Annotated in this window: 1 pseudogene; it reads left to right on the top strand. The window is 46.7% G+C overall.

The features are described from left to right. A pseudogene (locus tag HMPREF2626_RS10090) lies at positions 1-285 on the top strand (hypothetical protein); the annotation flags it as partial.

Raw genomic sequence — 285 nt, 5'->3', positions numbered from 1 at the left:
AAACAGGTAAAGACCGTCCAGGGACATGGGTAATTATCCATGAAGACGCCAATAATAATGGTCAAGTTGACCCAGGTGAACGTGAAATCAGCCGTGAATTCATCTTCGACGGCACAAACGGTACCGACGGTAAGACGCCAATCGTTGAAAGTGAACGTGTTGAGAAAGATCCAAATGATCCAAACTCCGAATCCGGCGTGAAGATCATTGTGAGAGACCCAGAAACCAACGATGTCATCAAGGAAACCTTTGTCAAAGACGGCGAAAAAGGTGATCCAGGTGAGC

The organism is Aerococcus sp. HMSC062A02 (assembly GCF_001809535.1).
In the GTDB taxonomy this organism is placed as follows: Bacteria; Bacillota; Bacilli; order Lactobacillales; family Aerococcaceae; genus Aerococcus.
This window is presented reverse-complemented; position numbering and strand designations above follow the sequence as displayed.